A 25,695-nucleotide genomic window follows, 5' to 3' on the forward strand; every position below is an offset into this window, starting at 1 on the left:
TATCGCGTCTGCCGGCGTCAGACGCAGTATGACGCATGATATCAGCGGGTTAGCCCGTTTCTTGCGCGGAAGGGTCAGACGCCGTCGGACGATCGGAGACATCGCGTCCGCCATTTTGTGACCCGCAAAACCGGCACTTTTCCGGCGATTTTGCGCCCGCAGCACCCGTGCGTACGGTGCATTACAAACGCCCTTGCGGCGTGCGTCCTCGCTTCGCAGCGCTTTTCGCGCTGCGCCGCCTCGTGCCGGAAGGCGCGGGGCCCCCCGGAGGGGATCATTCTCTTCGGCCGGCGGCACGCCGGCCCATCCTATGTCCTTGCGTCACTGGGTGATTTTGCGGATAAGAAAGAGCGGCGGGCGGACCTTCTTTTCGAAGGAACAGTTCATGCCCAAGATGACCGACCGCGAACGTCTCGCAAAGATCGACAATGACCAGAGGAAGCTCGCGGACGAAGCCGAGGCGGTGCGCCGCCAGATCCGCGCCCGCTATGGCGCGCTCGCTGCCGAAATCCCGGTGGAACAATTGACCGAACGCGAGTATAAGGACGTGCTCGTCCTCGCGACCAGGGCGGGCGGTGCGGCCGCTGTGGCAGCGCTGAAGGCGCTCCCGGCGGCTGCTACCTGAACCCCGGTCATCGCCGGAACGGCGTCCCTGCGACGAGCACGGCGGAGCCGCGCGCAGGAGGCCGATGCCGCTCAGCGAAGCGCGGCATCGCATCGCCGGGCGATGGACCCCGATACGGGGTCCTGGAGCTCGGCGAATGTCCTCCCGCACAAGAAAAAGGGCCGATCCGGGAAAGCCCGGACCGGCCCTTTTCCGCCCTCAGGCGGCGTGGCGCTGATCGGACAGCCGGAAGAAATGCGCCGGAATGCCCTTAGCCCGCACGCCCCGCGCGAGGTGCGACTGGAGTCCGCTGCCTTCGCAGACGATCGCTTCCACCGGCTTCAAGGCCAGCATCGCGTCGTTGCGCGCGAACCCTGCCCGGTCCCCCATGTTCCGCCACTTGGCAAGGGTGAAGGCGACCAGCGGCACCTTGCGGCTCGCGGCCCATGCGGCGGCGATGGCGTCGCAGCCCTTGTCCTGCGCGGTGGTTGCCAGGACCATCATGGGCACGCGCGCGCGGATGCTGTCGAGCCGGTTCCAGAGAGTACCGCTATCCTCCCATTTCTGGCCGCCCGAGAAGAGCACGACCGGCCCCTTCGGCGCGTGGCGGTCGATGCGCTGCTGACGGCGGGCGGCGAGGAAGTCGGCGGCTGCAACCACCGAAGCCGTGCGCTTGCTCGACACCAGGGATCCCCGTGGCGCCGACCATGGGCGGCCGGTCTCGGCGGCGAAGGAGCGGGCGGCATGGTCGCGCATGCAGTCGATCGCGTCGCGCGCTTCATCGAGGGACTGGCAGAGCCTTTGGGCCTCCTCCAGTTCGGCGGACAACACCTCGCTTCCGTCGGCGTCGCGGATGAGGTCCCGGACCTTGAGCGCCGCCTTGTCGGCTTCGCCGTCGAGCTGGCCCGCGACCTTGTGGAGGCTGTGCACCATGCCCCAAGCGATCCGGTCGGCGAGGTTTTCGAGGCGGGTATCGCGGAACAGGTCGAAGAAGGTGCGCACCACCATCTCGGTTGCCAGCTCCGCCTCGCGGGCGAGCGGCATCGCCGCGTCGGTCTCGTCCTCGGCGTAACTCATCCGAAAGCCGCCCCCGGTTTCGGTAAAGGCCTGTTCAAAGGCCGGGCTTGCGGTTTCCTCGGCGATGAGGTCGGCGATTTCGTCTGCGGTACGGGTATATTTGATCGTCGTCATGAGAACCTCCTTGAAACAAAAGAGGTCTTCTTTCCGGCACGGGCTCCGGGCGACGGGGTCAAGGACCCGCGCAGCGGGCCGCGAAGCGGCGGTGGGGGTCACGATTTTCCTTGGCGGACACCGAGGCCCGAAGGACAGGCGCCGCACCCGCCCCGCCAAGGAAAATGGTGGGGCCCCGCCGTGCTTGAGGCCGGCGCCGTCCCCGTGCCATGCTGAAAAGAGTTGAGAGAGAAGAAGAGGCTTGCGAAGCGGGGGCTCGATGCCCCCGATTCGCAAATGGTGCGCCCCAGGCGCCACCCTCAAAAGACCGGGGGGCGGCACCAACGATCACCCCGCCCCTGTGGCACCGGGGTAGCCATGAAAGGATGACAGGTCTTGAGTGCGCCGAAACAGGGGGAACGGGTCGACAGCACGTCACGAATCATCCTGGCGAGCCCGCGCATGCTCTTCCGGACCTTTCTCGACCCGGAGACGCTGAAGGCGTGGCGGATTCCCGAAGGGGTCGATGGCGGCTTCTCGGCGCTCGATCCCAGGGCCGGCGGCGGCTATCGCCTGGAGCTGCGTTACGCGGATGAAGCTCATGGTGTGTCGGCGCCTGGCAAGGACCTCGTCGAGGGCCATTTCGTCGATTTCCTGGCGGACGAACGGGTACTGGAGAGAGTCCGCTTTCTCGGCGAGGACCGTCGCGAGATCGCCGCCATGACGTTCGAGACACTGATCGAGGCGGCACAGAGCGGGACCAAGGTGACGCTGCGCGCGACCGGCGTACCGGACGCGGTCGGCGCGGACACGCATCGCGAGGCGCTCGCTGCCGCGCTTCGACGGCTCGCTCTGCTGACCGAGTGAACAAAAAAGGCGACCACTCCGAAAGGAGGGTCGCCCTTGAGGTTCAACTGGGAGTCGGCTGGTGCCCCGGTGGCCAGATGAGTTCGGCGGGGTCGCCGTCATGGAGATGCGCAAGCGGGGTGATGACATGGCCGCCGCCTTCGCGCCGCATCTCGCACAGGACATAGACCGGGGCGCCCGTCGCGCGGCCGGTGCATTCCATCAGCGCCAGGTCACGCCGTTCGGCGGCGCGCAGGAGCAGGGCATAAGTGTCGCGGCAGCGCGCGGGGAACGCCATGGCCCCCTCACGCCGCCCGCGCGGCCGGGGCGGCGGCCCCGGGGCGCCGCGGCGCATCCGCCGGGATCGCCGCGTCGGTCTTGCGGAAGGCGTGGATTGGGATGCCGGCCTTGCGGAGCAGCTGATAGAGATTGGCCTGGAGGCCCGATCCTTCACAGAGCAAGGCCTCGACCGGCTTTAGGTCGACGAGCTTGCGGTTGCGGTTGAAGGCGATCTTCTTGCCCGAACCATAGAGACCATAAGCGACGAGCGGCACCCCGTTTTCGGGGCGCGCGGCCCATGCCGCGGCGATCGCGTCGGCGCCCTTGCGCTGGCCCGTCGTGACCAACGTCATGTGCGGGACGCGCGCCTTGATCGCGTCGAGCCTCGCCCAGATCGGCTGCCAATTCTCCCATTGGGCAGGGCCGGAGAAGACAATGATCGGCCCTTGCGGCAGATGACGTTCGCGCGCCGCGAGCTGGCGTTCGCGCAGGAAGTCCTGCACCGCGACCTGGCTCGCGGTCGCGACGGTCGAGACGCGCGAGCCCCTGGCCGGGGACCAGGGCCAGCCCGCGAGGGCGCGGTACATCTCGGCGGCATAATCGCGCATGCATTCGAGAGCGCCGCGCTGCTCGGCGAGCGAGCGGCAGAGCATCTGTTTCTCCTCGAGGCTCGTCGCATAGACCTCGCTGAGATCGGGGCGGCGGGCGAGCTCGCCAAGGTCCCCGGCGACCGCATCTTCACGGCGTTCGATCTTGCCCGCCACGAAATGGAAGGAATTGACGATGCCCCAGGCGATGTCGGGGGCGAAGGGCTCGAGCCGCGTGCCGGTGAACAGATCGAAGATGGCGGCGACGATGCCGCCGCATTCGGCCTGCGCCGCGATCGGCTCGGGCATGTCATGCTCGCCGGGTTCGTCCCCGGCCTCGATGATCGAGAGAGGCATCGGGTCGCCGAAAGCGGCCTGGAATTCGGGGGTGGCGATCGCTTCGGCATAAAGCTGCTTGAGGTCGGCAAAGCGGTCGATGCTTGGGGGACGGCTGTGCGTCATGTCCTGACCTTTCCAATGAAAGAAGAGAAAAGGGCCGGGCGCGCGAACGCCCCCGGCCCGGCCAAGCCGCCCGTCAGAAGGGGATCTCGTCATCGACGGGCTGCTCGTCGCCCATCACGCCACCGTCGCGACCAGCGGTGCTGTCGCCGAAGCCGCCCTGATCCCCCGAGGGATCGCCGGCGCGGCCCGAGCGGATCGCGGGACCGAAATCGTCGCGCCGCTGCGGGCGACGCCAGGCGACGCGATAGCCATCCTCATCGCTTCCGAAGAGCGCGATAGGGAGCGGTTCGGCGAGGCCCGGATCGTCGATCGAGCCCTGGAGAAACACCTCGCCGGTCGTGTGCTTGGCGACGGCTTCCCAGAGTGCGCCGACCTGGACCCAGCGATTGCCGACATTGAGCGCGATGATCTCGAAGACCGGGGCGCGGTCATTGTCGCTTTCGACGGGACGGAGGCCGAGGCGCGGCAGATCGATCGTGCGGGTGGCGATCGAACCCAGGAGACGGCCATTGCGGACGTTGAATTCACCGATATTCATGAGACTTTCCTTTGACATATGTCGCTCAGGCCAGTCCCAAGCGACACCTTCCAAAAGCCCTCTCTCCTCTCTGTCCCACCGCCGCGGCCGCGTGCCGACGCGCAAGGGGATCTTCACCTTCGCCGCCGCACCGAGGCTCGCTTCATGGTGGCTCGGGCGCTATGATCGCACCCATGGACTCGGAGACGATGCGAACGGTCGCGCGGCTGGCGCGGTCCCGCGCCGAGCGCGGCAGCGCGGCCGCGCATGGCGACGGCCTCGAACGGCTGGGCGCCGCACGGGCGCTGCGTCAGCTTGCTGCCGATCTCGAGGCCTCCGCCGACGCGGCCGACCGCCGTCCGCGGCCTTTCCGCTAGCGCCGCTGATCTCCACATCCACCCTATCCTTCACCCCGCGCCTTTCTTCCCCCGGGAGCCTATCGTCATCCGGCAGGGCCGAGATCCGGCGCAGCCGGCGCTCGGTCGGAGCGGCGCGCGAGCGACGCGGAGATAGAGCGGCGGTGCCCGCGCCAGCGGGCAGCCGTCCTCGCTCACCTCCGTCAGCGGAATGGTTCAGAGCGAACCGCTGCGCAGCCCCTTGCGGCGCCGAACCGGGATTCCTATATCGCATTTCGGGTTGGACACCTGTGACCTGTCGCCGGGTCAAACGTCCGAAGACCATCGAGCTTTTGCATCATGATCCCGAGGCACCCTTCCACCGGGCAGCTGCGTAATCGGCGAACGGCCATGCCCCTCCTGGAGGTGCTCAATGTTCACCCTGTCCATTTCCGTCACTGCGTCCGCTGTCGATGCGGTCAAACGTTCGCTGACCAAGGCGCTGCCCGAGGTCAAATCGTCGCACCGCTGCGAAGCGCTCGCGCGGGGGCTGGCATACCGGACCTATGCGTCGCTCAAGGCGAATACGGACGCGGGTCATCATGCCGTCGCCGATGGCGCGGCGTTTACGGCCTATCTGGCGCAGCATGACTTCCACGGTCCGGGTACGGCACTGTACCGAGCGGTCGCCAAGGCTGCACTCGAGCAGGTAGCCGAGCGCTATCCGACGCTGACCGCTAGCGGCTTCGGCATCGGCGAATGGCAGCCGGACGACACGGCAGCGGTGCGGCGCCAGCGCTTCGACGACGACCGGGCCGAGCTGGTCAGCGGTCATTCGGCCGAACCCTTCCTCGCCAGTCTCGCCTTCGTCGCGCGGGTCGAACGAACGAAAACGATCCGGCCCGCGACCAACAGCTATTGGCTGAAGCATATCGCCGAGAATTATGAATGCCGCTATCCCGGCGGCGAAAAGCTCGGGCCGGTCTATGTCCCCAATGGCCTGCTGATCGCGGCCGCAATCCATGCCGGGTTCGACGCGAAGCCCCATACCGACGATTTTGGCCGCGAGACTCTCAATGCGGGCTTCAACATGGCCAAGGCGTCGCTCTACGATCTTGATTGCGAGATCAGGCCCGAAGGAGCCCGGGCGCAGGCCCGCCGCGAAGAAGAGCGGCGTCGCGCGCTCCGACGTGCCTATGGCTCCGCGGTCTGGGTCTAGCGGAGCCGTGGCTGAAAATAGCGACGACATGCTACGACGCGATGCTCAAGCGTCCGCGGCGCCTCGGGTTTCGACGCAGCCGATGGGGATAAAGAGATAGCGCAAGCGGCCGCCGGCTCCACCGACATCGGCATAGTCGCGCCAAGCCAGCGGATAGCTACCGGCGATTGCCAGCGGCACCTCCCGCCCCCTGGTCGTTCCCGAGCCGGCGCCCTCGGCCCAGGCCAGCGTGCCGCCAAGCACCCGAAGGTCGGCGAGGTTGAACGCGGCGTCGAACGTGTCGGCGTGCCGGCGCGGCGACCAATAGGCCGGGTCGTTGGTGAGGATGAGGACGCCGCCGGTGGCGCCGAAGCGTTCGCAGAAGGCCTCCATGCGGACGACATCCTTGCAGACGTCGTAGCGGCGGATGTCGTGCGCGCTTTGATGGCGCAGGCGGAACGCCTCGCCGGCGACCGAGACATCGGCGGCGCGGCACAGATATTTGAGCTCGAGGCCGGCCAGTACGTTCTTCTTTCGGAGCAGGATATCGAGGCTGGCGCGCGCACCGAGCCCGAAGGGATATTCGAGCCGCAGCGCGAGCGCGGGATCCATGGCGCGGAGTTCGATCGCCAGTTCGTGCTGAAAGTCCGCCTCCGAGTGGAAGATCGGACGTCGGGCGCTCAAGCGCGTCATCAGGGGTTCGATATGGATCATCTCACGCTCCCCCGCGAAGTTTGGCCGCTTTAGGCCCTCCCTCCCACAAGGCGTTCAGAACGCCCGGTGGACCGGTATGCCCATCCGGCCCAGCGCCGCATAGGTGAAGACGAGATTGACACCGTGGCCCCTGGACGCGTCGGTGAGCCTCAAGAGCGCGAAAAAGGCCTCGCGCAGCGACGGATCGAGCCGGCGCCGCTTGTCCGCGGCATCGCGCGCGAACCGCATGGCGCAACCGGCAAGGAGATCGCTGGCCTGCAAGCACAGATCGTTCGTGCTGGCGGTGAAGCATAACGCGGCGGCGCCGGACACGTCATAGTCGGCGAAGGGAAGATGCATGACAGGCCCCTGCCGGGCGAGGTCATCCATCGCCGCCTTGGTGTCGGCAAGAACGCGGCCATATTGGAGTTGCTCGTCATGGACGAGGCTCACGCCTTCGAGACCCCCGGCACGGGACAGGTTGATGCGGCCATAGATATGAGCGAGCGATGTCAGGTTGGGCAGCATCCAGACCATCCGGTCGGACTCGGTCCGGTCGGGCAGCGGCAGGAAGGCCCTTGTGTCGGCGTCGGCCCGACAGGCACGGTCTCGGGCTTCCATTGTGAGAAACTGGCCGACTCTGGCGATGTCTCCGTCCGAGGGTCGAACCAGGCCCACAGCTCATCGAGAAGCACGCGGATAGCCGGGAGCGACGGCTCGCGGCATGCTGCGAGATAGCCGAGCAGGAGAGCGTCGGCCGGTTCGTCGGTCAGGAATTCGGCGACGGCGTTGCGAACAGGTTCGGGCACCTGGCCCAGGCCAAGCCCGCCGCAGAGCAGATAGGTCACAACATGCGTGGCGATAAAGAAGCGCTTGTCAACGAGCTCGATGAAGACCGGGCAGTCCCGCGCCTTCAGATAGGCCGCGAGGTCGGTCACGAACCGGGGCAAGCGCGCCATGGCCGATTTGAGCTCGCCCGGGCCGCAGCCATGGACACCGCGCAGGCGTTCCATCTCGGCGCCGAGCGCCCTTGCATCGGCGACGCCGATACAGGCAAGCGCGAAGACCGGCTGATCGGCGAAATCGAGCGCGCGGGTGGCTGCGAGATCGCCGCTATGGCCGCTCTCATCGATAAAATAGGCGGTGGGTTCGGGCGGAGAGCCATGGGGTTCAGTAATAGAGATCATAATCGCCGCCAAAACCGCCGAGTCTGGCCAGCTCATCGAGAATGGTGATCGTGGTCGTGAGGAGAAGACGGGTACGCGGCGGATCGCTCCAATAGCTAAGCCCATGCTTGCCGCCGTGGAAGAGGTTGTTACGGACCGTCCGGACGTATATCGTCAGTGCTTGGAGGTCCGAGGCATCTTCGGGGATCGGCGGCTCTTCGAAATCATGGTCGGGCTCGCCGACGATCTGCCGTTCGGGTTTTGCCGCGATGAGCGCTTTGGCTGCGGGCGTCAGTTTGTACGCACCTTCATGGGCTTCCCAGAATTCCTTCCAGCTCGGTTCCGCTTTCCGTCCGACCACATGCGACTTCAGATAGCGCCTTTCCTTCAGCGCGAATTCGAAGCGCGAGAACCAATAGAAGAAGTCGAACACGATGGCCCGGAATTCCCGGTCGATCTCGTCACCGCGCATCATGGCCGTATTCTCCTGCCGGGCTGGCAACCGAGGGGCAAGGTCGCATCGCACCTACTCAATTGCGGTTGAGGCCGATGGTGCGGCTCAAAAGCTTCGCTTTCCATTGAGCTTCCATGGCAAGGATGTCGGCCTCCGAGGCGGCCGACCCCGCGACCTCGAGGATGCTGACCGTAAAATCGGAAGGGTCGCGGATTCTGAGGCCGACATTGCCGCCATGACCGGACGCGACATAATCGCGCCAGCGCGCGAGGAACCCTCCGGCTGAGCAGGCGGACCCGACATAATGTTCACGCGTGCGCGGACAGGCGAGCAGATAGACCCCTCGGCTGGCGGCGAGCACTTCCTTCCACGCCGCTGGTATCGTCTCGACCTCGGACAGCGGACGGACGAGATTGGTGAAGCCCGGGAAGGGATCCTCGCGAAAGGCACGCAAGAGCTCAACGATCGGCTTGTCGCGCAGCTCCGCCCGCTGCTTCCAGGCGCGGCGGCTGCTCGCGCTATCACCCCAATGGATGGACAGGCGGCCGACATAGTCAGCGAGATCCGGCATCAATATACAGTCATATTGATCATATTGCGCCCAGCCCTTCTCCTCGCCGATGCCCCGCCCGGTGAAGGCGTCGATCGCACCGACCGCGACGGCGCCGATCAGCTTCACCCGATAGAGGCCGACGAACAGGGTGCCGCCGCCGGGCGGCGCCACGAAGCTCGCCCAAAAGGCACTGCGGAAATGGCTGCGCTGTTTCACGTCCTGGACGGATTGATATCGCTCGAAGGCAGCGGGATCGTCGCGCCAGAGCGAATAAGGTGTGCGGCCACGCTCCTTCTCGGTCTGATGACGGAGCAGGCGCACCTCGGCCGGATCGATGCCTTCCGAGCGCAGCAGCATGTTGAAGGTTAGCGGCATCGCGGCGGCTAGTCCGCCAGGATCGGATCGATGGTGGGCAGGACCCAGCGCATTAATCCCACCTGGTCGAAATATCCCAGAAAAGTGTCGCGGGGCTTTGGCAAGCCATCGACGAAGCGCGCCGGTTCGCATCGCCAGCGATCCTGGGCGGCGGGACGAATGGCCTTGCGCGGCATCCAGGCGATGTGTCGCGGCGCAGGATCCTCGAGCCCTGCGAAGAGCGGGATTGCCAGGATCATGTCGTCATGAAAAGCCGTGATCGGACCCACATAACCGTAGCGAGCCTTGTCTGTTTTTCCCTCGGTCGGATATTTGCCCTTCACCTGGACTGGCCGGACGATCATACCGTCGGCGGCAGCATAGGTTGCGATCATGTCGAACCCCTGGTCGCGGTGCGGGAAATAGAGGTTCCAGCCGGCGTCGGCCATCAGGCCCGCCACATACATTTCGGCGAAATAGTCACGGGATTTCCAGCTGGCTTGTTCCTGTTCGATCATCGGCCGGCCATTCCCCTTTCCATATCCATGATGCGGACGGACCATGAAGAAAAGCTTGTTCCAAAGCCAGTCAAAGCCGTGGATCGCTATAGCGTCCTTCGCCGGAGTGGCAGAACGAGAAGAATTCGAAGCCGGAGAGCGGACAGGAACATAGAATGAACTTCTACTTGCGTGATGATCTCGCGGCGAGATACTGGGAGGACCGGTCCAACGGCGAAACGCCGTCGGGGATCTCGATATGAGGACAAGATCGATGACGGTGAAGGATGCCCGGAATGCCGAAATGGAGAGGCTGCATAGCGAAGGGGCAAGCTATGCGGCACTCGGACGGCAATTCGGATTGTCGCCGTCGCGTGTGACGGAGATTATTGCCCGAATAAGGCGCAAGCGAAAGACGCTGCAACTGCTCCTCGAGGCACCGCTTCGGCGCACGACATGAGTATCTTTCCCTATGGGCTCTGTTTTGCCGTCCGGCAGCATGGTCTGATTCTCACGGATATCGTCTGGAACAGGGCGGCAGCGCTCATCCGGCGAGAGATGCGATGACGTAAAGCCCGTGGGTCATGGTCCTCCCGCAGCAAGATGGGCAGCGGCAGCCGCGAATATGCGCTGCGCCTCCTCTGCACCCTGTTCGGATTCGATGATGAAGCGCACAGCTGCCAGCATGCGGTCGGCAGGCCAGGCGTCGGGGGAATCCATCTTGTCGTCGTCGCCGACGTCATCGCTTTCGCCGCTGCCGCCGCCAATGTCGTTGCCGTCATCCGCACCACCGCCATCATCGTCCTCCGGCGCAGGCACGTTGCCACCTCCCTCCTGGGGTCTCTCGGGTTCCGGTTTCGGGCGGGCGCGCAGTTCGTCGAGCTTCTCCTGCAATGTCTTGAGCCTCGACACATGGCCACCGACCTCATCGGGGTCTCCGCCGGTGAGCTTCTCAGGCTTCAGCCGGGCAAGGATGCGATTGATGGTGGCGGCGACCCGGTCGGCAACGACAGGTTCGATCCACTCCGCATCGATCGTTCGCGCGAGCCCGGCTATTTCGCTGGCGATCGAGCGGAGCGTCGTCCGGCTCTTCGAGGCTTCCCGGACGAGGGTGACGACGCGCTTTGCGACCTTCGTCTTCACGTCAGTGCGGATCTGGCGCCAGGCCGCGCTGTCCTCGAACCCGTCGCGGCGCGCGTTGGGGATTACGGCGGGATTGGTGATGAAAATCTCTCCGACGGCGTAGCGTTGGAGGCGGCCTTCGGTGCCACCGAGTGTCAGCTCAGACCCTAAAGTCTCGATGAGGCTCGACCCGTCTATCTGGATATTTTTCATCCGGAAGCGCACGCCTGCGACCGTGTCGTCGGTAAGTTCTCCCTTGAAGTTCGAACGGGCGATCCAGCCATGCCAGCCGAGCTCGGCGTTGTTGATGAGTTCGATGTCATTCACGGTCGATGGCTTGCGCGGATCGCTCGTCGGCGTCGCATCGTCATAGGCCTTGAGGATCTGGGTGCGTTCGCGCTTGTAGCGCGTTTCAACCTCGATCGAGCCGATCGGATGTCCGACTGTCTCGGCGAAATTCCGGATGCGCGGCGCGAAGGTGAAGCGATCCGAATAGTCGGTCGGACAAACCTGTCGGAGATAGGGCACCAGCTTTTCGATTTCGGCAAATTCGAGACCGACACCGGTGAGGCCGATCATTTCAACCTCGGTCCAATGGGCATCAACCGGTGCCGTCCTGATGTCGCTCGTGGAGCATTGCCGGATGACTTCGCGAATATCCTGATAGTCCGCGCTGGGCTTCATGAAACCTCGCAGGCGGCCGCAATCGAACTCGACGATGGTCGCGACATCCTCACCGGCCACGGTGGTGGAGAAACGAAGGGTCGTACAATAGGCGATGCCGGCAAGGCGCCCGATCCCCCGAAATCCTGCATTCAGCGTCGAGCGTTTGGTGCTGGCGCCGACAGACACGAGAATGCCGACGGCCTGCGCGGAGGGAATGCCGGTGCCATCGTCCTTGACGGTGATCGTGGGACGACTTTGCGAGCCGCTGATCGAAACCGTGACGAGGCCTTCGGCCGGACCGATCAGTTCAACGGCCCGCGCGGCACGGATCGCGTCATAGCCATTTTGTACATATTCGCGGATACAGTGCCGCGGATCTTCATACATACCCGTGGTCAGGGATTCGAGCGAATAGGATCCGACGATCACTGAGTCGGCGGGCACCTGGGCTTTCGTCATCGCAGCAATTCTCCGCTGTTCGGGCCCCAGCCGACAAAACCTATCCGCTCGGGAAGTTCGATCTGGAAATTGGTCGGGCCTTCGAGAGTCAGCATGGTCTCAGGGACCACGAACTCGCGCGCCAGTGCTGCGAGCAGATCAGTGACCGGCATTTCCTCGCTCTTGCCGCCGCTCACGAGCTGACGCGATTCAGGGGCATTCATTTCGAGCAAATCCTTTCCATCGGCCTGGCAACCGATAAGGCGGCTGCCGCTGAGCTGGAGTTCGATCGGGATGCCGCGTTCCGGTTCGCCCGGAAGAGCGAGATAGAGTTTCCGGAAGGGATCGAGTGTCGTCGCGATCGTCGCTTCATAGGCGACGCGTGTGTCGGCGTCGCCGGCGTGATCGAAGAGGATACCGGTGATATCGCTGTGCGCCGTCGGCTTCCTCGGCTCGCCATTTTCGTCAAAATAGGTCTCGCCGAGCATGCCGACGAGGAGGTTGGCCCGTATCTCCGCCGAATATTCGTCGCCGTTGAGAACATGCTGTGCGAGTTCGATCGGCTTCAGCGCGTCGTCGTTCGACGCTGCGACAATGCCCCGGCCAATTTGCTTGGCTTGATCGGCATTGACCTGGTGCATATATTCGGTCAGCGCCGCGGCCGCCGCGTTGGTTATGCTCCAGCCTTCCGCACGGAGCGCGTTAACCGCTCGCCAGACCGGGCCTTCTGTATCCTCCCCGGGCTCGAATATCATGTCCGACGATCCGAAGCTCACGGCAACGGGCTCGCCCTCGGCACTTTCCCCGCGTCGTTCGGCGCGCCCGTCGCGCACGCTTCCGCGCGGGTTGCCCACATCGGGCTGAAGCGCGCGGACAAGGTTTGTGACGCGCGCGCCATGACCTGTCCGCAGAATGTGCGTGAGCATTTCGAGCGAGATCACGTGGATCCCTTCGAGGTGCGGGCAGCGAAATTTCGCTTCCTGTGCGAGAAGCGGGAGCGGAAGGGTGATGAGGCCGCCATTCTGCAGGAGGCCGCCCTCGTCGGTCGCAACGCGTTCGGGATTATAGACCCAGTCCTTCTTGGTGTTGTCGCGTGTCACGATCACAAGATGCTTGGCTTCCGGCGCACCGCAATCCTGCAGCGCCTCGAGCCACATGATAAGGTCGCCGAAGCGGTTGCGCTTCTTACCCTTGAGTTGGGCCGATCCTTCGCCTTCCTCGCCTTCTCCATTTTGAGTCCTCACGCCGCCATCGCCGAAGCCGGGAGGAACGTCATGACTGTAGCGCGCCTCGCCCGTCCGGTTTACCTCATCGTAGATGATCGTCATGTCGGATGTGAGGGCGTGACCGGCGATGAACGGCAGCAAGCGCGCATTTGCGTCATCGTGCCCGGGGTCGATGTGCTCGGCCCGCTTGGCGAGCGCCTCTCCCGTAGCGAGAAAACCATCAAGCTCGCGTGAGAATTGCTCCATGCTCATGTCGCCGAAGGTGCGCTCATCGACGTAGCGAAGGCTTTCGGACCGAAATCGCGCCATATAGTTGCTCAGGGTCTTGGCGGTTGCTTTCAAGGGCCATTTTGTCCGCAGCGCGCGGGTATGATCCCAGGTTTCCTTCGCTGACCAGACGGGAATACGCACCTTGGGCCCGAAGGAATCGAGCGCGTTGAGCAGTTCCTCGCGGGCACTGCGGCTCATTTCGTAGCAGTGGATGAGAACGCTTGCGTCGACATAAATCCGGGCGCCGTCAGACCGGAAAGCCTCCTGGATCTGCCGCATGCACTCACTGCGAGAGGGAGCGATTTCCGGAAATATCATTGTGTGAAAGCCGCCCCGCGCAAGAATTTTATTGGATGCGACGACTGATTACTGATTCAACCTTCTGAGTCGAGGGTGAACAAACTCGAGTTTGGAAACAGCCCATTGCCGGACAATGCTTCGTCTCGAGCGTTCAAATGAAAGTGCAATGCTATTCGATTGTCCGGATCGGTTCCAAATAGCGAGCATGGGGCCGCCAGCCCGAAACTGAAGGCTGCTCCGCGCCTGCCGAGCCCCTCACCGAAGACCACTCAGGCAATCTGGGCAATAATCCGGTCGACAAGGCCCTTTGCGGCCGAGCGGTTGACTGAGCAGTTGTAAATTAGAGCAAACATTTCCTCGTAAAAGGCGCGTCGTTCGGGGTTCAGCCGGTCAAGTGGCGATGCGGGGGCCTGCTCGTCGGACGCCAGCATGTCGAGCTCTTCGCGCAACCCGTCGAGCTCCAGGCGCGTCTGTTGATGCACATCGACGACGAGCTCCGTTTGGCCGGTATGCTTCTCGGCACGCATCAGCGCGAGTTCGACCGAAAGCGCCACGCGGTCGCGCTCGGCGGCACCAAGGCTTCCCTGTCTCAGGATTGAAAGCCCTTCGCGGGCGGAGGCTTGCTCGAGCTCGATATCGCGCACCCGCTTGCGCTCCCGCGAACTGGTGCGGCAGCGGTTAGCAACCTCGCGTCCGTGCGGCGCGAGATGGTTCTTCAAATTCGCGAGATGGATGTTGCGCTCAAAATCGTCCCGGCGCCCATTCGGGACTATGCGGGGATCGAGAATATGGATTTCACCGACCGCCCAGCTGTCGAAACGCTGTTCGGGGAATGCGTCGGCGAGAACGCCCGCATCGCCAATCTGAATATTGCCGGCGCGCACGCGAAGTCCACGGACCTTGGTCGAAGGATGGATTGCGCCTTCATAATCATGATGGGCGATCCATCCGAGCGCCGCGGTCCCGCCATCCGTCGACGGGATTTCCACGAAGCTGATTTCATGCAGCCGAAGCGGACGAACGCCCTCTACCAAGATCTCGTCGACATGTGGACGCATGAGCGGCGGTTCGCCGTTGATGGAAATTTCAATACCGGCCATGTCAAGCTCGGCCGAAAGCTTCGCGACGATGCCCTCCCGGTGCGAAAAGGCGGTGTTGAGCGGAAGCGGCGCGACCTGGGACAGGTAATCGGCGACGGCGCCCGGCGACATGAGCCGGTCGTCACCGTGGCGCACCACCCCCTCGAGCCTGACCTCGAAAAAGGGAGGGCCGGCTTCGGTTTCTATATGTGTTTCTGTGACGGCCGCGACCAGCGCGGGAAGATCGCGGTGATCGTCGGGGTCCTTGAGCGCAGCGCGCATACGCTGACAGTCCCATCGCATTGTTGACACAATGTCCTCGCCGCGCGCGCGCGACCGGAACGTCAGCGCGCGCGCATAGGCCAGTCCCGACAGCCGGCCGACGCCGCGAAACCCCCGCGCCTGCGTGCCCCGTTTGAGACTCGCCCCTACAGCCGTCAATCTTGCGGCGAAACCCTGCATCGGCAGGCCGTCCCCGTCATCGCGAATGACGATTGTGCGCGCGGCGGGATCGAGCGCGATCTGGACCTGTCCGGCGGGATGCCCGGCGGCGCGCGCGGCATCGATCGCATCGGCCGAGTTCTGAATATATTCCCGGTAAACCGTAAGTGGGTCGACATACATCGCCGTCGAGAGGAGTTCGATGATGTCCTTTCCAACCGTCGCGGTCTGCTCGAGTTGGCTTTCCGCGTCGCCGCGACCAAGCTGCATCATCGTATTCATGCTGCCACCTTTCGGTTCGCCGACGCCTCAATCGGCTCTTCTTCGGCGTCAAGGCCCGCATCCTCAACGCGTTCGTCCTCTGGAACCCCGAGGTCAGCGGCAACCTTTGGCCAGGAACCCCGTCCGCTCCAGATTGCCGCAAGAAGTTCCTTCGAGCGAGGCATATAGAATTGGAGGATGCTGCGAACGGCCGCATCGTCGGTCATTTCGGTCAAAGTCGGATAATGGCGCGGGTCGCACGATGAAAGGAGCGTTATCAGTTCATGGCGCCGGTCCGGCGAGAGCCGGGAGGCCTGGGCCACATAGTCATCATATTCGGCCCGCCCGCCCTGCTTGTCATACCAGTCGCGGTTGAAGATCATGTCGTGCGGCATCATCAGGATATTCTCGAATTCGGCCACGGTGTCACCGAACGCCCGACGGAAAAATTCGGGGGCGCCGCTCACGACACCATGTGTCGCTTGAAGGATGAGTTGCATCGACCGCAGCTGGTAGCGCGACCAGTGCTCGCCAATATGACCGCGGTCCGGTCGGTTAGTCGGCTGGAAACGCATGGGGAAGGACCAGACGCGAATGTCGAGTTCTTCGTTCAGCGTCACGTTGAGGCGCATGCGCTCGAAGAGATCCGCAGGCGTATCGTGGAAATTATAGAGCATGTAATTCGAGAGCTCGGTAAGCCCATGTTCGTGAGCGTAGCGCACCGCCTGCTCATAGGGCTTGCGAACGCCGAGATGATCGAATGCGATGCGCAAGGGCTTGAGACAGATCGATGCCAATTCCCGCAGGTACATCGGGTCCTTGCACAGAATGCGCGCATCGACGCCTTGATTGAAATCGACCCGGCGCTGAACGGGGACGCGCGAGCCCGACCGCAAAAGCTTCGCGCCCGGGGTGAAGCCGAGATCGCGAATCTCGGCGATGATCTCCTTGAACCGCGGGCTTGCGACAACATTGTTGTCCATGAGAATAAGGTCCTTCTTGGGACCATATTTCTCGTCGATCGCACGGACGATATCGGTCAACGATTCGACGTCACGCTGCATGCCCTCGAGCTTTGGCACGCCGCAGAACTGGCATTTGCGAATGCAGCCGCGGGACGTGTACGCAAAATAAGCGTCGCGGACGGGATATTGATAGTCGATCTGCGAGAGGATGCTGTAGTCGGGCACGAGGTCTTCTATGGGCATTCCCGCGTGATCGTCGGAATAGAGCTCCTCAGAAAAATCGTCGAGTTGCAGCGAAATTGCCGGCGCATCCGAAAGCAGTCCCTTGATGAAGCGTACACCCTGCCAGCGCCGTTCCTCAAGAAAGCGTTCGTGCATCAATGAGGCGGCGATGCCACCGACGAACACCTTGTCGGCCTGGCCGTTCGCGACCTTCAAAGCATAATCGATGCTGTTCGCGATGCGGGGATATTCAAACGAGAACAATGTCGTCACGTAGATGCGGTCCCAGGCTTTGGACAGCACGCTCGGATCCTCGCCCTTTACAAAGCGGACATGGTCCTTCTTGCCGTCGGGCCCGTGATACTGCGCGATCTTCATCAGGCCGAGGGGCGGATATTTATTCTTGTAGCCCGGCTCGATAAGCAGGATTTTCCTGTCAGCCATGGGCCACCTTGCCTTGTGCGTGGAACCCCGTTTCCACCCGGAAACAGGCACGTCCGGCCGCCAGCCGGCCGACTGCCGCCGGGCGTGCAAATTCCCTCTCGATTCCTCGCTTGCTCATCTTGCGACCGCCCCCGAATTACAGTGCTGGCCTGCACTGTGGCAGTCTCATACTGCGCGTCAAGAAATAACCAAGGCTATTGCCGCGACGCTTTTCAGAGGCGCTCCGGGGCGTCGCGGACGTTTTGCCGGCATGGGCCTGACGGTGGGAGGCTGCCGGTCCGACCGCGACGGTCGCGAGGCAGACTAACCCGAACGTCCGCTTTTGGGTGCTGCATGGAGGGGAACGAAACGAGCCGTCCCGGGTCTGTCGCGGACGGAATCGGCCATCGACACCGCGTCAGGCGGTGCGCCGCGGACGACACGCTCGCTGATCTTCGCGGTGGAGCCGGCGCCCGCCCGGGGCGACAAGGAGAGGTGCGCAGCGCCGTCATCGAATCCAGGCCAGCACGCATCCGGGTTGGGCTGGCAGCGTAGCCGTCACACGGACCGGTTGAAACGGATCGCCTGTGCGCACCACATAGTGGTTGCAGCCGGTAGCATACCGAAGACGGGTCGCGAGGACATAGGCATGCTCGAACGAGGCGAGGCGCGCCCGCAGAGGTGACAGGGTCTTCATGGGAGTGTCCGGGATAGTGTGCACAACGCGGAGCCGAGGTTCAGTCGCCCTCAAGGGCGATCGCAATGGCATGCAGCGCATTGGCAAGATTGTGTTCGATCTCCGCGCTGGTCATACCGAGGCGGGTCGCGATTTCGCTGATCGCCAGATCATCGACGCGGTGCATCATGAAAACGGCGAGCTGGTCGACGGGAAGCGCGTCAACGGCGGCTCGGTATCGAGAACGGAGATCGGCGGTGCCCGGCGCGGCGGAAAAAAACCGCAGGGATGCAAGGCAAGCGCGGGCCGCGCGCTGAAGCGCGGCGCCGGCGCGGCGGGCGGCGTGACGGAACATGACGGTCATCCTCTTGGTGTGGCATCGCTCGGGCTGCCTGCTCCCCAGCCCTCTTCCCTCCGTCGCGCCGCTACCAGGGAAAGGTCGGCAGCACCGCCTCGGTGGGGCCGTCGCAGTCGAGGAGAATATAGTCACAGCCATACGCCCGCCCGAGCGCCAGGATCGGAGGAATTTCCTTCGGCAGATGCCGCGCAGTATTGCCGGTCTCGATCCGGGTAGGCAGGAACCAGCCATATTGGGTCGGCGCGACGGGCAATGGCTGGCGTACGGGCGGCAGGTCGGCCCAGTCGCTGAGCAGCTGACCGGTCGCACAGCGTATGTGCGCTGTGCTGAGCACGAGATATTGTCCGGTTTCCATGATATTGGTCTCCTTTGCTCAGGCGTGGCGGAGGGCTGCCGCGAGGGCGGGGCTCGCCGGATCAAAATCAGCGGCCCTCATGTGGCCGTGCGGTCACGCCCCTTCCAGGCGGCTTTGGCCTCCGCGATCGGTATTTCCCGGAAGTGTCCGAGACAGAACTGGATAAAGTCATATTCCTGGGCGATGTCCTCCTCGCCGAGCGCGGCCGCGAGGTCGCGCCGGTAGCGGTCGAGCGGCATCACATGGTCGGCGGGAACCCACCGCGCGAGATCGTCGCTCTCCGCGCCGCAAATATCGCAGGTCGTGCAGTCATAGAGTCCCGACATCGTCCAGTCCTGCGCATCCGTATCCCACCGCGCGGAGGCGTCGCGCACGAGTTGGTCCGAACCGCAATGGGTACAGACCGGCCGCGCGCGCGCCGGCTGGCGGTGGTTCGGGGTCGTCGGGGTCGAAGGGCGCGATCGTCATTGCATAGGAAAGCTCGGGGACAGACGCGTTGAAATAGGGACTGGCCTCGGCGGCGATCGTCGCTGCCGCCTCGATTTCGCCGCTGGCGGGTTGGTCGACAAGCAACGTCTCGGCGGCAAAAACGTCGTCACCAGTGAAATATTCCACGCGGACCGCGTAGGTGAGAACAGACGGGGTGGTCGTCATGAACGGGACTCCTTGAAATGCAAATGACCGGCGCCGGGGCCGGGCTCTTCTGCGGGTTGCTGGAATGGTTGGAGCGAACATCAGCCTTTGCGTGCGCCGCTCGTGATATCGGTAATGCAGGAGGCGACTGCATCGAGGTCGGCGTCGTCATCCGCGGCCGGACTCGCGAGAGCGAGCGTGCCCGCGCGGCAAGGCTGACCTGGACGGCGGACCATGGCGAGTTTGATCGACGCGGGCGTATCAGCGCCGGCAGTGTCGAGATTCGGGTTCGGCATGATCACGTCCGAGATGACCGGGTTGGCAGGACGCCGGTGTTATCGGCGCGCGCCATTCAATCGGCCCGCTGGAGCAGTCCTCTTGCCTTGCCTTCGAGTTCGAGGCGGCTGTCCTGGTGCGACTTCGTGCGGGCGACGGCGGTGATGCCGTTCACGAAATCGTAGAGCGATGCCGGCGGATGACCTTCCTCGCTCAAGACGCGCGCGATGATCTGCTGCGTGTCGGACCTGGAGAAGCCACGGTTGCGCAAGAAGCTAGCCCGGTCCTCATCGGTGCGCGCAACGATCCGTTCGCGCGCCGTCTTGATCCCATCGACGAATCTGGCGGGCGAGGAGTCTGCGAAATGCGCGAGTGCCGGTTCAGCCTGGTGCGCGAAGCGATTGGCGGCGAATTTTGAGTGCCGGATGTTGATTTCCTGGAAATTCTCGACGCCCCAGAGATTCCGGTTCATGCAGACCGCCCGCAGATAGAAGGTTGCGATGCCCAGCGCCTTCGATCCCACCTCGGAGTTCCAGCAGTAAAAGCCGCGGAAGAAGAGGTCGGGGTCGCCATTGGGCAGTTTCCCGGCCTCGATCGGGTGTGTGTCGTCAACGAGGAAGAGGAAGACGTCGCGGTCGGAAGCGTAAAGCGTCGTCGTGTCGCGCGAGACATCGACATGAGGGTTATAGTGCATCGTAGACCAGTCGAGGACGCCCGGCACCTTCCAGCGCGTATCGCCCGTGCCATTGCCGGCGATGCGCATGACGGCGGAGACGAGTTCATGGTCCCAGATGCGGCCATAATCGGGGCCCGTGACCGCGCGGAGTTCGGCGCGGCCATCGCTGGTCTCAAGGAGCTTCACCTGCTCGCCGCGATGATCGATCAAGCCATGTTGCATGTTGATCCCGGCGAGCGCTGCGGGAAGAGTCCGCAAATAGGAGGCCGGCGCGCCCACGAGGCTGCAGAGCTGGCCGAAGGACCAGTTGGTCGGTGCGACGGGTTCGTCACGGCCGGGTACGGCCAGGGTCAGGCGCTCAGGTTCGTCGCTGCGCGCGAATACACGCACCGTGCGGCTCTCGACGACGCGCGTCGTTGCCGCCTCGGCCCGCGCGTGAACGCGATGATAGAGGTCGGGAAGCGAGAGGAAGCGTTCGTCGTCGGGTCTTGAAAACCATTCGGACGACACGCGGCTGATATTGCGGCCGCGACTGATGTCGACCTTATAGGGTATTTGTGCGGCGCGCGCAGCGGGAGCCATCATGTTCATGGGAAGGGTCTCCTGATAGAGGATCTGGAACAGCATCGCGCTGCTCCGCCCTTCTCTGTCCCCCTCCCTCCTCCGACCACAGGCGGATCAACCGTCGCCGGCCGGATATTCGGCTCAACGCGGTCATTTCTGAAAAGCCGGAGGAGTCCCGCTCCGCGGCATCCGGCCTGAGCATCCGGCAGGGACGAACGTTCGATCGCATGCCGTGAACCTGGCGGGCGGCGTTACCTCAAGCCGCCGCCGCAAGGCTGCGGCATTTTGTACGCCGAAGCCGACCAGCGGGGAAATTCGATCAACATCCGGCGCACCGGTCGCGGTGAAACAGACCCGGAGCGCGGAGATTGTCAGTCCGTGTCCGGGTCCTGTCAGAGGCCCGACGCCTAGAGAAAGCCGGCGCCCTGCTGTTCCTGGCGCAACGGGAAAATGAAATCTTCAAGTTTGGCCTCGACCCATGCCGGCAAACCGGGTGCCGCAGAATTTCGCAGGGCCAAAAGCGCATGCTGGACCCTAACCGTAAGAGGAAGCGCATTCGCCTCCCGGACCTTCTCGAAAAAGGGGTCGAGGGACGGCCATTCCTCGGCAATCAATTTGTGGATTGCGGCGGTCAAGGGTTCGGCAAGCGCATGGCCGGGGTCCAGAACCGTTGCCGTGCCTCCCAGGTCTTCGATTGCATGTCGCATCGGTGTCCGGCCGCCGTTGACGAGCGGGAAACCGCATTGACCGAGATGGGTGATGATTTCGAAATCGAAACGGTCTCCGTCGGAATCGCCGAATGCGGAGCGGAGACGAGCAAGCTGAGAGAGGATCATCCAGGCGATCATGTCCTTGTAGGATCTGGCTTCATCGCCTTCATCGACTCGTTCGAAGGGGCTGAGCGGGTTCCCGTTTGCATCGGCAAGGGCTGCCCATCCCTTTTCGTCAAAGACCATGTAGAACGGCCTTCCATCTTCTCCTTCCGCACTGACCAGCTTGCCCGCCATGGTCTCGGCTTCGGGGAAGAAGTTCATCAGAAAAGCAAGCAGTTCGAGAGGCAGGGCCCGCTGGCGCGCTGCGAGGTCGACGATGGCGCAGGCACCGATCAGGTCTCCCAGGAAAAAGCGCTGCGATTGCCAGAGGAGCTCCGTTGCGGCTGTTTCGGCGCCATCTGCCAGGCGTTCGGAAACGCGTGTGGCCAGTTCGGAGGCGAGCTCGCTGACCAGGAACTCGGGCGCACGAATAACCACGATATCCTCACCGCCATGATGACGGCTGCATTTGACCCAGCCTTGTGCAGCGAGCGCTGTCGCAGCTGCGTCCGACGCAGGGCCGAAGGCGTCACGGCGAACGACCAGGGCATTGGCTTGCGTCAACGCGAGAGCGTCGGACACCTCGCCGCCGTCCGCGAGCGCGTCCCGTGCCAGAAGGCGAAAGAGCCGGGCGGTATCGCCGCCCACCTTCGAAAGGTGCTGACGGGCAGTCTGAACGAACTTGAGTCCCATGGATGCCGGAATAAAGGCCGCGATATCCTCGTCATCGGGTATGGAGCCGGCAGCAAGCGCGGCGCGAAGGACCCAAGGCCTGCGATATTCCTGGCTTAGCTCGGCGCCGCCGTAGAAGAAGAGGCGAGCGGGTGCGATCGCTTCACGGACATATTGAAATTCCTGATCGTCGAGAAGGTCGACTTCGATCACTTTCGCGACCGGCTCGAGTGCACCCGGTGTGCGGCCATTCGCGCCGCGGAGGATCGTATCGGCGCGATCGGTAGACAGAACGAGCCGCAAGGCATCGCCGAAGCCGGTTTCGGCAAGCTCTTCCAGGTCCGAGGCGACGGCCGAACCTGGTGCGACGCCATCCACGGCGAGGATGAGAGCAGGCTTGCGGTTCGACTTGGACATGCGCCGCAGCCATGTCCGAACTTCCTGCGGCGAAAGCGACCATTCGAGCGTCGCTTCGAAAAGATTGGCGATCCGCTGGAAGAGTCCGGCACCTGCCGTGGCGGCGTTGATCATCAACATGGCCCAGTCGGGAGAAGAGCGGGTCAAGCGCGCAAGATCGCGCAGCACATTGCTTTTGCCGGAGAGCGGCGCGCCTTCGAGGACAACGGCCTTGGCGCCATCGTTGAGCATGGAGAGGATGTCGACGGTGGCCCGTCGACCGAACAGCAGATCACGGCCATAAGGCAGCCGGGCATCATCGGGGTCTCCGGTGAGCTGCTCGATCAGCGCGTCGGTGCGTGCGCGGACGGCCTCGACCCAGATGGTCGTCTCCGGACCCATGAGCATTTCGATCGCCCAAGCGAGGTTTGACGCTGCGACCTTGCCGATATTGCTGAACAGCTTCTCCGCGAAGTCCGCACCGTCCAGACCGGGGTCGAGCGGCTCGCCGTTGCTGGCTTGCCGCACCCATGTCTCCTTGCCGTTGCTCACGATGACCAGCGGCGGACGATCGAGGAGTTGCGCCGCATAGCTGCGTCCCTGGCCAACATGGTCTTCGCTGAGAGTCTTGTCCTCGCGCTTGAGTTCGAAGAGCGCGAGTGGCCGCTTGCCGTGAAGAACGAGCAAGTCGGCGCGACCTTCGGCCTCCCAAAGCGCGGCGCCATCATAGTCATCCTCATGATGTCCTATCCGCAGCTTGAATCGCTTCTCGACCTGAAAATCTCCAGGGGACAGATGCTTCAGTTCTTTGCGGAGCAGCGCCAGAGCATAGGCCTGCAACTGGGCTTCGGGTACGAAGGTCATGACCGAGCTGTAATAGCCGCGCCCCGTGCCCCGCGACATAAAAATCCGGCACGCTGGGTGCCGACGGTCAATCTCCATCAGGCGGCGGCCTGGCTGGCCATCGGCTCGCCGATGGCCGCGATGATCGCCTCGGCCTGCTTCGGGGGAACAAAGACCCGGGTCTTGTAAGCAATGATCTCGGTAAAGCAGCCGAGCGCCTTCAATCGGGCACGGCTGTCCGGAGGATAGTTCATGATTTCCAGTCGAGGCTCGTCATTGACCAGCGCGCGGCGGAGACGCGCCGGTTCGAGGCCCGGAATTGCCACGCCCTCGGACGAACGGGCAGCTCTGATGATCTCGGCCGGCGTCAGGCCGAACTCCATGTTGATGCCAAATGTCGCGGCGAGGCGCTCCAATCCCGCAGGCGAGACGATGCGGCCGAGGACGGCGTTGCCGGCCTGGTCCGCGATCCGCCAGACGCGGACGTCATCATCGGGAAGCTTGTCCCAGACCGGCAGGAGAAGACCCGTTGCGACGTTGATGTCGCTGGTTTCGACCTCCTGCGCCGCCATCTCGCATTCCGCCTGCCAGAGCCGCGCAAAGTCGGCTTTTCCGGTCGCCTGCCAGTGGCTGGCAGCAAGCCTGGACTCGCGAATGCGATCGGAACCGGTGGGTCGGATGAGCTCCCAGATGCGGATCGATTGGCCATCGTCATCGAGTATCGACCAGGACGGCACGCGAAGCGCGACACGGCCCGATCGTTCGTTGCGGAGGAACTGGATATCGCCGCAGTCGCGCCATTGATCGAGGAGGACGGGAAGCGCCGTGGCGCGCCGCCGACGTTTCAGTTCGATCCGGCACAGTTTGGTTTCAGCGCCGCTCACCGGATCGCACCGCAGCACTTGTTCCTCGACGATGCGCATCTCATCGGCAAGGATCGTCTCGACACCGACGTCGAGCGTGCCCGCCTCCCGCGCAACCTGAATGCGGGCCTGGATCAGCCCGAAATATTCCTCGAAGATGGCATTCTGAGTCGCAATCCTGAGCGCGAGCAGGCGATTCAGCCAGCGCTGGATCGGCGGCAGCTTGTCGAGCAGTTCCCCGCTGTCCTCGTTGACCAGCTTGAGACCCGTCATGCCGACATAGTCGGCAAGCGAGGTACTCTTGAGTTTTCCGCGGTGCAGCAGCCTGTACCATTGCTGGAGCGCATCCTTGGCATAGTCGCTCTCGAGATTGTCCGCAGGATCGAAGAGATTCTGGCCCCCGGCCTGGCGTTGACCACGGGTCAGGGCACCGAGGCTGTCGAGCCGGCGGGCGATCGTGCTGATGAAGCGCCGTTCACCCCAGCAATTGGTTGCCGCGGGAATGAAAATCGGGGCGCTTTGCTGGTCGGTGCGGTTGGAGCGACCAAGCCCCTGGATCGCGTTGGACGCCCGCCATCCCGGTTCGAGAAGAAAGTGCGCGCGGCGGCGGTGCGCGGTCGGGCATTTGCGATCGGCATGATAGCTCCGTCCGGTGCCGCCAGCGTCCGAGAATATGAGGATCCGCTTCGCGCCCGCCATGAAGGCGTCGGCCTCCGCGATATTGCTGCGCGCGGTGCGCCGTTCGATCCGCTGCCGCCCCACCATATCGGTCAACAGCCGCCGGCTTCGTCCGGTCACCTCGGCAACAAGGTCCGTACCGAACCGGGAGATGATCGCGTCAAGGGCACTCGGGATCGCAGGCATCGCGCAGAGTTGCTCTATGAGATCGTCGCGCGCGCGAAGCGCTTCCTGGCTGTGAATCGGATGGCCCGCCGCATCGACGACGATTTCGGAGCGAGGCTCACCGTCGGTGCCCTTGAAGACGCGCAGCATGCGCGTCGGGAAGGCCGTTTTGAGATATTCCACCATATACTCGCGGGGTGAGAGCTCGATTTCAAGGTTTGCGCGTTCGTCGGCGCCAAGTCCCGCAAGCCGGCGTTCGAGCATGGCCTCGGCGGTGGTCACGAGCTGGATCACGACATGATGGTCGCGCGCGAGATGATGCTCGATCGCGCCAAAGAGCGTGGGCAGTTTCATGGCGATCAGCACTTGGCCGAAGAAGAGCTGCTTCGCGCTTTCGAAGCGCGAGAGCGCGGCCCCCTTGGCTTGTGCGTTGAGCGACCGCCCGGTCATGCGGTCGACGATGTTGGTGGCCTCAAGCACCTCGTCGAGGCGGCGGTGGATGATGCTTTATCGCGAGGAAGCGGTAATGCGGAGGAACGCGGCGTAGTCCTGCAAAGCTGCGGAACATTTCGCCACGTCCTTCACATTATTCTATAGGGT

At 63.7% G+C, this 25,695-nt stretch carries 27 protein-coding genes; 5 read left to right on the plus strand and 22 right to left on the minus strand.

Annotated features, from left to right (window positions below; genetic code table 11):
* Positions 1 to 385: 385 nt before the first annotated feature.
* Positions 386 to 625 carry a hypothetical protein gene (locus tag ATE62_RS18085; RefSeq protein WP_058539864.1) on the plus strand — a complete coding sequence of 80 codons (240 nt, stop codon included), beginning with the start codon at positions 386 to 388 and terminating at the stop codon, positions 623 to 625.
* A 198-nt stretch (positions 626 to 823) separates the two neighbouring features.
* On the opposite strand, the gene ATE62_RS18090 is transcribed toward ATE62_RS18085, so the two are convergent.
* Positions 824 to 1,795 (minus strand): DUF2493 domain-containing protein, encoded by a 972-nt coding sequence (locus tag ATE62_RS18090; protein WP_058809135.1) that lies wholly within the window; start codon positions 1,793 to 1,795, stop codon positions 824 to 826.
* 375 nt (positions 1,796 to 2,170) lie between these two features.
* On the opposite strand from ATE62_RS18090, the gene ATE62_RS18095 reads away from it, so the two are divergent.
* Positions 2,171 to 2,641 (plus strand): SRPBCC domain-containing protein, encoded by a 471-nt coding sequence (locus ATE62_RS18095; protein WP_156416893.1) that lies wholly within the window; start codon positions 2,171 to 2,173, stop codon positions 2,639 to 2,641.
* 43 nt (positions 2,642 to 2,684) lie between these two features.
* Here ATE62_RS18095 and ATE62_RS18100 read toward each other — a convergent pair whose 3' ends face one another.
* From ATE62_RS18100 to ATE62_RS18110, 3 genes are all read right to left on the minus strand, one after another.
* Positions 2,685 to 2,918: a DUF6117 family protein gene (locus ATE62_RS18100; protein ID WP_058809153.1), complete on the minus strand. Its 234-nt coding sequence runs from the start codon at positions 2,916 to 2,918 to the stop codon at positions 2,685 to 2,687.
* A gap of 7 nt (positions 2,919 to 2,925) precedes the next feature.
* Positions 2,926 to 3,948 (minus strand): SLOG family protein, encoded by a 1,023-nt coding sequence (locus ATE62_RS18105; protein WP_058809137.1) that lies wholly within the window; start codon positions 3,946 to 3,948, stop codon positions 2,926 to 2,928.
* A gap of 73 nt (positions 3,949 to 4,021) precedes the next feature.
* Entirely contained in the window at positions 4,022 to 4,486 is a 465-nt protein-coding gene (locus tag ATE62_RS18110; protein WP_058809138.1) for a DUF736 domain-containing protein, read from the minus strand.
* Between the two features lie 161 nt (positions 4,487 to 4,647).
* Between ATE62_RS18110 and ATE62_RS18115 the strand changes: the two genes are divergently transcribed.
* Complete coding sequence (locus tag ATE62_RS18115) at positions 4,648 to 4,842, plus strand: hypothetical protein (protein ID WP_231728035.1); 195 nt, start codon at positions 4,648 to 4,650, stop codon at positions 4,840 to 4,842.
* Between the two features lie 391 nt (positions 4,843 to 5,233).
* Positions 5,234 to 6,019 (plus strand): hypothetical protein, encoded by a 786-nt coding sequence (locus tag ATE62_RS18120; RefSeq protein WP_058809140.1) that lies wholly within the window; start codon positions 5,234 to 5,236, stop codon positions 6,017 to 6,019.
* 45 nt (positions 6,020 to 6,064) lie between these two features.
* Here the strand turns inward: ATE62_RS18120 and ATE62_RS18125 are convergent, their stop codons facing one another.
* The 6 genes from ATE62_RS18125 to ATE62_RS18150 are packed head-to-tail and all read right to left on the minus strand — an operon-like array spanning position 6,065 to position 9,736.
* Positions 6,065 to 6,712: a hypothetical protein gene (locus ATE62_RS18125; protein ID WP_058809141.1), complete on the minus strand. Its 648-nt coding sequence runs from the start codon at positions 6,710 to 6,712 to the stop codon at positions 6,065 to 6,067.
* 54 nt (positions 6,713 to 6,766) lie between these two features.
* Positions 6,767 to 7,219, minus strand: coding sequence for a hypothetical protein (locus ATE62_RS18130; RefSeq protein WP_058815267.1), 453 nt, complete (start codon positions 7,217 to 7,219; stop codon positions 6,767 to 6,769).
* On the minus strand, positions 7,204 to 7,878 hold the full coding sequence (locus ATE62_RS18135) for a hypothetical protein (RefSeq protein ID WP_058809143.1): 675 nt from the start codon (positions 7,876 to 7,878) through the stop codon (positions 7,204 to 7,206). Before ATE62_RS18135 ends, ATE62_RS18130 begins: the two co-directional genes overlap by 16 nt.
* The gene (locus tag ATE62_RS18140; RefSeq protein WP_058815266.1) at positions 7,862 to 8,332 is read right to left on the minus strand and encodes a hypothetical protein; all 471 of its coding nucleotides are present in this window, start codon (positions 8,330 to 8,332) and stop codon (positions 7,862 to 7,864) included. The genes ATE62_RS18135 and ATE62_RS18140 overlap by 17 nt, the downstream gene beginning before the upstream one ends.
* Before the next feature lie 55 nt (positions 8,333 to 8,387).
* Positions 8,388 to 9,239 (minus strand): GIY-YIG nuclease family protein, encoded by an 852-nt coding sequence (locus ATE62_RS18145; protein WP_058809145.1) that lies wholly within the window; start codon positions 9,237 to 9,239, stop codon positions 8,388 to 8,390.
* An 8-nt stretch (positions 9,240 to 9,247) separates the two neighbouring features.
* Positions 9,248 to 9,736: a hypothetical protein gene (locus ATE62_RS18150; RefSeq protein WP_058540022.1), complete on the minus strand. Its 489-nt coding sequence runs from the start codon at positions 9,734 to 9,736 to the stop codon at positions 9,248 to 9,250.
* Between the two features lie 253 nt (positions 9,737 to 9,989).
* On the opposite strand from ATE62_RS18150, the gene ATE62_RS23395 reads away from it, so the two are divergent.
* A complete protein-coding gene (locus ATE62_RS23395; RefSeq protein WP_156416892.1) occupies positions 9,990 to 10,175 on the plus strand; it encodes a hypothetical protein in 186 nt (61 codons plus the stop codon).
* A 122-nt stretch (positions 10,176 to 10,297) separates the two neighbouring features.
* Here the strand turns inward: ATE62_RS23395 and ATE62_RS18155 are convergent, their stop codons facing one another.
* The 12 genes from ATE62_RS18155 to ATE62_RS18205 all read right to left on the minus strand — a co-directional run bounded on the left by ATE62_RS18155 (position 10,298) and on the right by ATE62_RS18205 (position 25,575).
* Positions 10,298 to 11,962: an ATP-binding protein gene (locus ATE62_RS18155; RefSeq protein ID WP_058809146.1), complete on the minus strand. Its 1,665-nt coding sequence runs from the start codon at positions 11,960 to 11,962 to the stop codon at positions 10,298 to 10,300.
* Positions 11,959 to 13,716: a PIN-like domain-containing protein gene (locus tag ATE62_RS18160; protein ID WP_058809147.1), complete on the minus strand. Its 1,758-nt coding sequence runs from the start codon at positions 13,714 to 13,716 to the stop codon at positions 11,959 to 11,961. Before ATE62_RS18160 ends, ATE62_RS18155 begins: the two co-directional genes overlap by 4 nt.
* A gap of 290 nt (positions 13,717 to 14,006) precedes the next feature.
* The gene (locus ATE62_RS18165; protein WP_058809148.1) at positions 14,007 to 15,539 is read right to left on the minus strand and encodes an ATP-binding protein; all 1,533 of its coding nucleotides are present in this window, start codon (positions 15,537 to 15,539) and stop codon (positions 14,007 to 14,009) included.
* A complete protein-coding gene (locus ATE62_RS18170) occupies positions 15,536 to 17,149 on the minus strand; it encodes a hypothetical protein (protein WP_058809149.1) in 1,614 nt (537 codons plus the stop codon). Before ATE62_RS18170 ends, ATE62_RS18165 begins: the two co-directional genes overlap by 4 nt.
* 716 nt (positions 17,150 to 17,865) lie before the next feature.
* Positions 17,866 to 18,159 (minus strand): RNA polymerase sigma factor, encoded by a 294-nt coding sequence (locus ATE62_RS23700; protein ID WP_197411715.1) that lies wholly within the window; start codon positions 18,157 to 18,159, stop codon positions 17,866 to 17,868.
* 70 nt (positions 18,160 to 18,229) lie between these two features.
* Positions 18,230 to 18,517, minus strand: a complete 288-nt coding sequence (locus ATE62_RS23705; protein WP_058539847.1) for a DUF5983 family protein — start codon at positions 18,515 to 18,517, stop codon at positions 18,230 to 18,232.
* Positions 18,518 to 18,594: 77 nt separating this feature from the next.
* Positions 18,595 to 18,843 carry a hypothetical protein gene (locus ATE62_RS18185; protein ID WP_058539846.1) on the minus strand — a complete coding sequence of 83 codons (249 nt, stop codon included), beginning with the start codon at positions 18,841 to 18,843 and terminating at the stop codon, positions 18,595 to 18,597.
* Positions 18,827 to 19,171 (minus strand): hypothetical protein, encoded by a 345-nt coding sequence (locus ATE62_RS23400; RefSeq protein WP_058799773.1) that lies wholly within the window; start codon positions 19,169 to 19,171, stop codon positions 18,827 to 18,829. The genes ATE62_RS18185 and ATE62_RS23400 overlap by 17 nt, the downstream gene beginning before the upstream one ends.
* 80 nt (positions 19,172 to 19,251) lie before the next feature.
* On the minus strand, positions 19,252 to 19,452 hold the full coding sequence (locus tag ATE62_RS23405) for a hypothetical protein (RefSeq protein WP_058815264.1): 201 nt from the start codon (positions 19,450 to 19,452) through the stop codon (positions 19,252 to 19,254).
* Between the two features lie 50 nt (positions 19,453 to 19,502).
* Positions 19,503 to 20,693: a hypothetical protein gene (locus ATE62_RS18195; RefSeq protein WP_058809154.1), complete on the minus strand. Its 1,191-nt coding sequence runs from the start codon at positions 20,691 to 20,693 to the stop codon at positions 19,503 to 19,505.
* Positions 20,694 to 21,073: 380 nt separating this feature from the next.
* Positions 21,074 to 23,410: a type I restriction enzyme HsdR N-terminal domain-containing protein gene (locus ATE62_RS18200; RefSeq protein ID WP_156416890.1), complete on the minus strand. Its 2,337-nt coding sequence runs from the start codon at positions 23,408 to 23,410 to the stop codon at positions 21,074 to 21,076.
* A 77-nt stretch (positions 23,411 to 23,487) separates the two neighbouring features.
* Positions 23,488 to 25,575: a strawberry notch C-terminal domain-containing protein gene (locus tag ATE62_RS18205; RefSeq protein WP_231736311.1), complete on the minus strand. Its 2,088-nt coding sequence runs from the start codon at positions 25,573 to 25,575 to the stop codon at positions 23,488 to 23,490.
* Positions 25,576 to 25,695: the final 120 nt, after the last annotated feature.

The organism is Sphingopyxis sp. HIX, from assembly GCF_001468285.1.
In the GTDB taxonomy this organism is placed as follows: Bacteria; Pseudomonadota; Alphaproteobacteria; order Sphingomonadales; family Sphingomonadaceae; genus Sphingopyxis.

Bases quoted from the DNA above. Each gene is read 5' to 3' on its own strand.
- ATE62_RS18085 (WP_058539864.1), top strand. From the start codon at position 386: ATGCCCAAGATGACCGACCGCGAACGTCTCGCAAAGATCGACAATGAC.
- ATE62_RS18090 (WP_058809135.1), bottom strand. From the start codon at position 1,795: ATGACGACGATCAAATATACCCGTACCGCAGACGAAATCGCCGACCTC.
- ATE62_RS18100 (WP_058809153.1), bottom strand. From the start codon at position 2,918: ATGGCGTTCCCCGCGCGCTGCCGCGACACTTATGCCCTGCTCCTGCGC.
- ATE62_RS18105 (WP_058809137.1), bottom strand. From the start codon at position 3,948: ATGACGCACAGCCGTCCCCCAAGCATCGACCGCTTTGCCGACCTCAAG.
- ATE62_RS18110 (WP_058809138.1), bottom strand. From the start codon at position 4,486: ATGAATATCGGTGAATTCAACGTCCGCAATGGCCGTCTCCTGGGTTCG.
- ATE62_RS18115 (WP_231728035.1), top strand. From the start codon at position 4,648: ATGATCGCACCCATGGACTCGGAGACGATGCGAACGGTCGCGCGGCTG.
- ATE62_RS18120 (WP_058809140.1), top strand. From the start codon at position 5,234: ATGTTCACCCTGTCCATTTCCGTCACTGCGTCCGCTGTCGATGCGGTC.
- ATE62_RS18125 (WP_058809141.1), bottom strand. From the start codon at position 6,712: ATGATCCATATCGAACCCCTGATGACGCGCTTGAGCGCCCGACGTCCG.
- ATE62_RS18130 (WP_058815267.1), bottom strand. From the start codon at position 7,219: ATGCTGCCCAACCTGACATCGCTCGCTCATATCTATGGCCGCATCAAC.
- ATE62_RS18135 (WP_058809143.1), bottom strand. From the start codon at position 7,878: ATGATCTCTATTACTGAACCCCATGGCTCTCCGCCCGAACCCACCGCC.
- ATE62_RS18140 (WP_058815266.1), bottom strand. From the start codon at position 8,332: ATGATGCGCGGTGACGAGATCGACCGGGAATTCCGGGCCATCGTGTTC.
- ATE62_RS18145 (WP_058809145.1), bottom strand. From the start codon at position 9,239: ATGCCGCTAACCTTCAACATGCTGCTGCGCTCGGAAGGCATCGATCCG.
- ATE62_RS18150 (WP_058540022.1), bottom strand. From the start codon at position 9,736: ATGATCGAACAGGAACAAGCCAGCTGGAAATCCCGTGACTATTTCGCC.
- ATE62_RS23395 (WP_156416892.1), top strand. From the start codon at position 9,990: ATGACGGTGAAGGATGCCCGGAATGCCGAAATGGAGAGGCTGCATAGC.
- ATE62_RS18155 (WP_058809146.1), bottom strand. From the start codon at position 11,962: ATGACGAAAGCCCAGGTGCCCGCCGACTCAGTGATCGTCGGATCCTAT.
- ATE62_RS18160 (WP_058809147.1), bottom strand. From the start codon at position 13,716: ATGCGGCAGATCCAGGAGGCTTTCCGGTCTGACGGCGCCCGGATTTAT.
- ATE62_RS18165 (WP_058809148.1), bottom strand. From the start codon at position 15,539: ATGAATACGATGATGCAGCTTGGTCGCGGCGACGCGGAAAGCCAACTC.
- ATE62_RS18170 (WP_058809149.1), bottom strand. From the start codon at position 17,149: ATGGCTGACAGGAAAATCCTGCTTATCGAGCCGGGCTACAAGAATAAA.
- ATE62_RS23700 (WP_197411715.1), bottom strand. From the start codon at position 18,159: ATGTTCCGTCACGCCGCCCGCCGCGCCGGCGCCGCGCTTCAGCGCGCG.
- ATE62_RS23705 (WP_058539847.1), bottom strand. From the start codon at position 18,517: ATGGAAACCGGACAATATCTCGTGCTCAGCACAGCGCACATACGCTGT.
- ATE62_RS18185 (WP_058539846.1), bottom strand. From the start codon at position 18,843: ATGTCGGGACTCTATGACTGCACGACCTGCGATATTTGCGGCGCGGAG.
- ATE62_RS23400 (WP_058799773.1), bottom strand. From the start codon at position 19,171: ATGACGACCACCCCGTCTGTTCTCACCTACGCGGTCCGCGTGGAATAT.
- ATE62_RS18195 (WP_058809154.1), bottom strand. From the start codon at position 20,693: ATGAACATGATGGCTCCCGCTGCGCGCGCCGCACAAATACCCTATAAG.
- ATE62_RS18200 (WP_156416890.1), bottom strand. From the start codon at position 23,410: ATGACCTTCGTACCCGAAGCCCAGTTGCAGGCCTATGCTCTGGCGCTG.